This window comes from Aldersonia kunmingensis (assembly GCF_001646865.1).
GTDB lineage: Bacteria > Actinomycetota > Actinomycetes > Mycobacteriales > Mycobacteriaceae > Aldersonia > Aldersonia kunmingensis.
This window is the reverse complement of record NZ_LRRB01000286.1, coordinates 22,464-29,031: the sequence shown is the minus strand read 5'-3', so window position 1 is coordinate 29,031 and position 6,568 is coordinate 22,464. Positions and strand designations below refer to the sequence as shown.

Annotated in this window: 6 protein-coding genes; 1 reads left to right on the top strand and 5 read right to left on the bottom strand. The window is 66.9% G+C overall.

The window, feature by feature from the left end; all coding sequences use genetic code 11:
• The 5 genes from A8G08_RS22970 to A8G08_RS22950 all read right to left on the bottom strand — a co-directional run.
• The coding region (locus tag A8G08_RS22970) for a hotdog family protein (RefSeq protein ID WP_483757022.1) at nt 1-210 on the bottom strand (210 nt) is incomplete at its 3' end.
• Nucleotides 210-1,247, bottom strand: coding sequence for a bifunctional MaoC family dehydratase N-terminal/OB-fold nucleic acid binding domain-containing protein (locus A8G08_RS22965; protein WP_068279294.1), 1,038 nt, complete (start codon nt 1,245-1,247; stop codon nt 210-212). The genes A8G08_RS22965 and A8G08_RS22970, both read right to left, overlap by 1 nt.
• Nucleotides 1,244-2,395: an acyl-CoA dehydrogenase family protein gene (locus A8G08_RS22960; protein ID WP_068279290.1), complete on the bottom strand. Its 1,152-nt coding sequence runs from the start codon at nt 2,393-2,395 to the stop codon at nt 1,244-1,246. The genes A8G08_RS22965 and A8G08_RS22960 overlap by 4 nt, the downstream gene beginning before the upstream one ends.
• Nucleotides 2,380-3,441, bottom strand: coding sequence for an acyl-CoA dehydrogenase family protein (locus A8G08_RS22955; RefSeq protein WP_068279287.1), 1,062 nt, complete (start codon nt 3,439-3,441; stop codon nt 2,380-2,382). Before A8G08_RS22955 ends, A8G08_RS22960 begins: the two co-directional genes overlap by 16 nt.
• A gap of 134 nt (nt 3,442-3,575) precedes the next feature.
• Entirely contained in the window at nt 3,576-5,732 is a 2,157-nt protein-coding gene (locus A8G08_RS22950; RefSeq protein WP_068279284.1) for an acyl-CoA dehydrogenase family protein, read from the bottom strand.
• Between the two features lie 98 nt (nt 5,733-5,830).
• Between A8G08_RS22950 and kstR the strand changes: the two genes are divergently transcribed.
• A complete protein-coding gene (gene kstR, locus A8G08_RS22945; RefSeq protein WP_068279281.1) occupies nt 5,831-6,466 on the top strand; it encodes a cholesterol catabolism transcriptional regulator KstR in 636 nt (211 codons plus the stop codon).
• The last annotated feature ends 102 nt before the right edge of the window (nt 6,467-6,568 follow it).

Here is a 6,568-nt window from a genome sequence, read left to right as displayed (position 1 = left end):
GGTGATGAACTTCTGCACCAGACCGGTGTCGGTCAGGATGTTGGCGAAAATGTTCTTCGACCCGCGCTTGCGCGCCAGATCCATGTCATGGTGCACGTCCTGAAAATCCCTGGTGGCCAGGGCAGTCGACACGATGAACGTGGGGTCGGCATAGATCGACTGCGTGGGCAGCTTCTCGCCCACCGTGATCTGCGTACTGATGGAGCTCATCAGCTCTCCTCGATCGGACGCCAGGCGTACAGCGTCCATGGCTTCTGGTCGGTCTCGTCGTCACCGGGCAGGTCGATGAACTCGACCTCCACGCGCTGACCGATCGCGACAGTGGCGGGGTCGATGCCGCGCAGCTCGCCGAGCATGCGCACACCCTCGTCCAGCTCGATGAGCGCCACCACGAACGGCAGCGATCGGCCCGGCACCTTCGGCGCGTGATGCACCACGAAGCTGAAAACCGTTCCGGTACCGGCAGCGACGACGTAATCCGTCTGCTCGGACTTGTCTTTCCACAGCGCGGGCACCGGCGGGTGCTGCAACGTGCCGTCCGGCCGCTGCTGCAGCCGAAGTTCGTGCGCGGCAACCCCGTCCCAGAAGAACGCGGTGTCCTGCGAGGCCGACGGACGCAGCATGCGCGACGGATCGAGATCGTCGAGCGGCGCGCCGAGGCTCGAAACCGCTTCGGTCTTCGGTTCTGCCACAGGGTCTTTCGCGGGCGGCGCGAACTTGAGGATGCGGAACATCATCTCGGCCACGACCTCGTCGGTGCCGGCGATCTTCCAGATGCTGCGCGTGGTGAAGAACCAGCCCTCACCGAGGCCCGTCTTCTTCGGTCCCACAACCTCTTCGAGGACGGTCTCGATCGAGACCTCTTCGTCGGGGCGCAGGTAGCGGTGATAGACCTGATCGTTGTTGGTCGCCACCACGGAGGTGTAACCGGCCTCGTTCAGCAGGTCGGTCATCCTGCCCAGCGGATCGTCCTCGGACCGCGTGACGCCGAGTCCACGCATCGTCCACACCTGTGCCATCGCGGGCGGGGCAACGATTCCGCCGTGACCAGCGGCAATCGCAGCGGCCTCGTCCACGTAGATCGGGTTGTCGTCGCGCATGGCCTCGAGCCAGGTACGGATCATCGGCATGTTCACCGGATCACGACCATTGCGCGGCTTGCTCGCGCCGTTCTCGCGGATCTTCTGCGACTCGGCGAGAATCATCTCGGTCTTGGCGTCCACTGCAGCCTCCGGAGTCGCGGTCATCGCGGGACCTTCGGCAGGTTCAGGCCGACCATCGCGATGAGTTCACGCATGACCTCATTGACGCCACCACCGAAGGTGATGACCAGGTTGCGCTTGGCCTGCTTGTCGAGCCAGTCCGCCAGGTGCGCGGTTTCCGGATCGGTGGGATCGCCATGGCGACCGACGATCTCGGCAATCAAGCGACCGACGTGCTGGATCTTCTCGGTGGAGTACACCTTCGTCGCGGACGCATCGGCCACGTCGACGTCGCCGGTGGCGGAAGCGACCTGCCAGTTCAGCAGCTCGTTCACGCGGTACAGCGCGAACAACTCGCCGAGTGTGCGCTGCACGTCCGGCTCACCGAGCAGGTCACGGGCACCGGCCCAGGAACGCAGGTGGTCGTAGAGACCGCCGATGCGGCCGGCGGGGCCGAGCATGACGCGCTCGTGGTTGAGCTGGGTGGTGATCAGCCGCCAGCCCGCGTTTTCCTCGCCGACAAGCATGTTCGCCGGAACCCGGACATCCGAGTAGTACGTCGCGTTGACGTGGTGCGCGCCGTCGGCCGTGATGATCGGCGTCCACGAGTAGCCCGGATCGGTGGTGTCCACGATCAGGATCGAGATGCCCTTGTGCCGGGAATCCGGTGCGCCGGTACGGACCGCGAGCCAGATGTAGTCGGCATCGTGACCGCCGGTGGTGAAGATCTTCTGGCCGTTGATGATGAAATCGCCGTTGGCATCGCGCACCGCGGTGGTACGCAGCGCCGCCAGGTCGGTTCCGGCCTCGGGCTCGCTGTAGCCGATGGCGAAGTGCACTTCACCGGCGAGGATCGCGGGCAGGAACTTCTTCTTCTGCTCTTCGGTCCCGTACTTCTGCAGGGTCGGTCCGACCGTCTGCAACGTGACCGACGGGAGCGGAACGTCCGCGCGGGACGCCTCGTTCACGAAGATCTGCTGTTCGATCTCGCCGAAGCCGAGGCCGCCGAACTCCTTCGGCCAACCAACGCCGAGCCGGCCGTCGCTGCCCATCCGCCGAATCACTTCGCGGTAGGTGGGGCCGTGCCGCTCGGTCATCATGACCTCGGCCTCGGCCGGGCTGATCAGCTCCGAGAAGTACTTGCGCAGTTCGACCTGAAGAGCCTTCTGCTCGTCGGTCAGATCGATGAACATTGCGCCCCCAGAAGGTCGAGACGGTAGGCCGCGCCACCGACGAGGCGGGCGAGGTCCTTGCCTTGCGAGAAGTACCGGTGCATCGGATAGGTGATGTCCACACCGATACCGCCGTGCAGGTGATGGCAGACCTGCAGCGCGGTGGGCGCCTCGGCGGCGACCCAGTACCCGAGCACGTTCAGGTCGGAGTCCGCATCGAGACCGGTGCCGAGGCGCCAGGACGCCGCGGTCGAGGTCACGTTCAGCGTGCGCGAGGTGACGTAGACGTCCGCGATCTCCTGCGCCACCGCCTGGAACGTGGCGAGTGGCTTGCCGAACTGGTGCCGCGTGCGCAGGTGCTCGGCGGTGAGTTCGGCTGCGCCGGAAAGCAATCCGTCTGCCGTCGCGCCGATGGTGGCCACCGCGTAGCGAGTCAGCACAGCCGGATCGCCGGTCAGCAGCCGCGCGCGCGGGATGCGAACGCCGGACAGTTCGACCGCGTACTCGGGGGTGCCGGCAGAGGTCGGAGCCTTGGTCAGCGTTACGCCGTCCGCATCGGGCGCGACGAGCGCGATACCCGCGTCGGTCGGCACGAGGATGACGAGCGCGTCGGCCGCATACTGCACGCCGATCTTCTTGCCGTCGATGACGACAGTGTCACCGTCGACGGTCGCCGTCGTGGCGGGAGCGGAACCGAGCGGGCGGCCCGGCTCGGCCAGTGCTGCGGTGAGGACCGCGCCCTCGGCAACCTTGGGCAGGATCTCGGACTGGAGGTTCTCGTCGGCCAGCTCGAGCAGGGGCAGGACGCCGAAGCCGAGGGTGGCCAGCGCCGGAGTCGCGACCGCCTTGCGGCCAAGCTCGCCGAGCAGGGTCGCCACTTCGGCGAGTCCCTGATCGTCGCCACCGAAACGCTCGGGCAGCGGCAGCGCCAGCAACCCATTCTCAACGAGCCGCTGCCACGCTCCGACGCTGTAGCCAGCATCGGAATCGGTCTCGGATTCGCGGCTCAACAGAGCCGTGACGACCTCGGCCACGGCCTCGCTGGTCTTCTCTCTGGAAAAGTCCACGCTGCCTCGTTTTCTAAGTAGAACGTGTTCTAGTTGTATCACTCATCCGGCGCGCCGGGAAGGCAGCCCTCCCCGACGCCGACCGAGCTAGCCGCACCCAGGCGAGCCGGCTAAGCCCACCCGGCGGAGACGGGCTAAGCCCGCGGCAGTCCGAGGAGCCGTTCTGCGGCGACGGTGAGCAGGATCTGGGTCGTGCCGCCGGCGATCGACAGGCAGCGGGTAACCAGGAATTCCTTCGCCGGGCCGTCATCGAGCACACCCTCTGCACCTGCCACCTCGAACGCGAACTCGGCCAGGCCCTGGCGCTGCTTCACGCCGAGCAGCTTGCGAACGCTCGATTCGGGACCGGGGTCCTGACCCTCGAGCGAGCGGATCGCGGTACGCAGATCGAGCAGCGAACCTACGGTGGAATCCGCGATCAGCACGCCGAGCTTGTCGTTGGCGATCGCGTCGTCCACGGGCGTCACCTCGACGAGTTCCTCGATCGAGGCGTCGAGCAACGAACCCCCGCCGATCGCGACGCGCTCGTTGGCGAGCGTCGTGTTGGCCAGCTTCCAGCCGTCGTCGATTGTGCCGACGAGGCAGTCGTCGGGCACGAAAACGTCGTCCAGGAAGACCTCGTTGAACCGTGGCTCACCGATGATCTCCAGCAGCGGGCGGATGTCGACACCCGGGCTCCGCATATCGACCAGGAAGTAGCTGATGCCCTTGTGCTTCGGGACGTCCGGGTTCGTGCGGGCCAGGCAGATGCCCCAGTCCGATTCTTTAGCCTTCGACGTCCACACCTTCTGGCCCTGCAGCTTCCAGCCACCTTCAACCTTGGTAGCCGACGTGCGCAGAGCGGCGAGGTCCGAGCCCGCGCCCGGCTCGCTGAACAGCTGGCACCAGTCGAGTTCGCCGCGCAGGGTCGGCATGGCGAAGCGCTCGATCTGCTCGGGCGTGCCGTGCTCGAGAATGGTCGGCACAGCCCACCAGCCGATGATGAGGTCCGGACGCACAACGCCGACGCGGTCCAGCTCTTCGGCGATCAGCAGTTGCTCGGCAGCATTAGCACCGCGGCCGTACGGCTTGGGCCAGTGCGACGCAAGCAGGCCCGATTCCGCGAGCGGAACGCGGCGCTCGTCCGCGGGGAGCGCAGCGATCTTCTCCGCCTCCGCGGCGATCCCGGCGCGCAGATCGGCGTAATCACTGAGGTCGAGATTCGAGCCTCGACGGGCACCCGCGCGAGTGAGCTCGACGACGCGGGAACGCCACTTCGAGCCACCACCGAGCAGCTGTCGCAGCGTGCCGGCCCGGCGTAGGTACATGTGCGCGTCGTGTTCCCAGGTAAAGCCGATGCCGCCGAGGACCTGAATGCAGTCCTTGGCCGTTTCGACAGCGTCATCCAGTGCCACCGCACCGGCCACCGCCGCGGCAATCGGGAGGTCATTGCCCTCTTCCGCGGCGACAGCGGCATCCCACGCAACCGCGCGGATGCGCTCGACGCGGGTCAGCATCTGCGCGCAGATGTGCTTGACGGCCTGGAAGGAGCCGATCTTCTTGCCGAACTGCTCGCGCACCTTGGCGTACTCGACGGCGGTGTCGAGGCACCACCCGGCGATGCCCGCGGCCTCGGCGGCGGCGAGCGTGACGGCGAGGTTGCGCGGCACGTCCGCACCGAGACCGTCGAGCACGCGATCCGCGTCGACGTGAACATCCGCGCAGCTCACACGGGCAATCGGGACACCGTGGTCGAGGCCCTTGACCGTCTCGCGGGTGAGCCCCGAGGTGGCCGCATCGAGCAGCACCCACACGGTCTTGCCATCGGTTTCGACCGGCAGCAGCACGGCGGCGGATTCTGCCGCGCCGAGCACCAGGCCGGCGTCACCGGAGATTGTCAGGGTGCCCGCGTCGCCGGCGGTGCCGACCAGCGGCCGCCCGCTCAGCGCAACCGCGACGGCCAGCTTGCCCTCGGCGATATCGGCGCCGAAACGCTGCGCCGCGGCAGACTCGCCTGCGCCGTCACGGCCTACCAGCAGGCCCGCGAGGGCCGTGGTCAGTACCGGACCGCCAACCAGATTCCGGGCCGTTTCCTCTAGCATCACCGTCAGGTCGAGGACTGTGCCGCCAAAGCCGCCGGACACTTCGGGGACCGCTACGGAGAACAAGCCGAGGTCTGCGAGACCCGGCCACAGCGGTTGCCAGGACTCGCTGCCACCCTCTCGCTGAGTTGCAATCGGGTCCGCCGAACGAGCCCAAGCCCGAATGGATTCCTGAACGGCTTTGTGCTCGTCAGTGGTGGCTGTGGTCACAGCTTCCGCCGCCTTTCAATGATGACACCCGCACGTAGAACGTGTTCTAATGTCACTCTAAAGTCAAGTGCAAACCGAACAGAACGAGGCACCAGTCGATGGCAAGTTCCCCCCGTTCGCAAAGTGCGGGCAACGGCGCTGTCACCACCCTCAGCGAAGACGACTTGAGCTCCAACGCACAGCGCGAGCGACGCAAGCGAATCCTCGATGCGACGCTGGCTTTGGCTTCCAAGGGTGGGTACGAAGCCGTTCAGATGCGCGCGGTCGCCGAGCGTGCCGACGTCGCGGTCGGCACCCTTTACCGCTACTTCCCGTCGAAGGTTCACCTGCTGGTGTCCGCGCTCGCGCGCGAGTTCGAGCGGATCGAGAGCAAGCGGCGGCCGTCGACCGGAGGCACCGCCCAGGAGCGCATGCAGCAGCTCCTCTCGGCGATCACCCGCTCGATGCAGCGCGATCCGTTGCTCACCGAGGCGATGACGCGGGCGTTCATGTTTGCCGACGCCTCCGCTGCCGCCGAGGTCGACCGCGTCGGCAAGGTGATGGACCGGCTGTTCGCCCGCGCGATGAACGATGGCGACCCCACCGATGAACAGCTCGCGATTGCACGAGTGATCAGCGACGTGTGGCTGTCGAACCTGGTGGCCTGGCTGACTCGCCGTTCGTCGGCAACCGACGTCGCGGCACGCCTCGAACTCACCGTGGACCTGCTGCTCGGCGACCGCCGGTCGATCTGACCGGCACCGCGCCAGCAGACCCGGCGCGGGACCGGGGTCGTCTGTGTCACATGACGTAATTCGGCGTGACTGCGCCACCCCAGTTAGCGCTCCCGCATGGCT

Coding starts and splice junctions, on each gene's coding strand:
- A8G08_RS22965 (WP_068279294.1), bottom strand. CDS start 1,247: ATGACCGCGACTCCGGAGGCTGCAGTGGACGCCAAGACCGAGATGATT.
- A8G08_RS22960 (WP_068279290.1), bottom strand. CDS start 2,395: ATGTTCATCGATCTGACCGACGAGCAGAAGGCTCTTCAGGTCGAACTG.
- kstR (WP_068279281.1), top strand. CDS start 5,831: ATGGCAAGTTCCCCCCGTTCGCAAAGTGCGGGCAACGGCGCTGTCACC.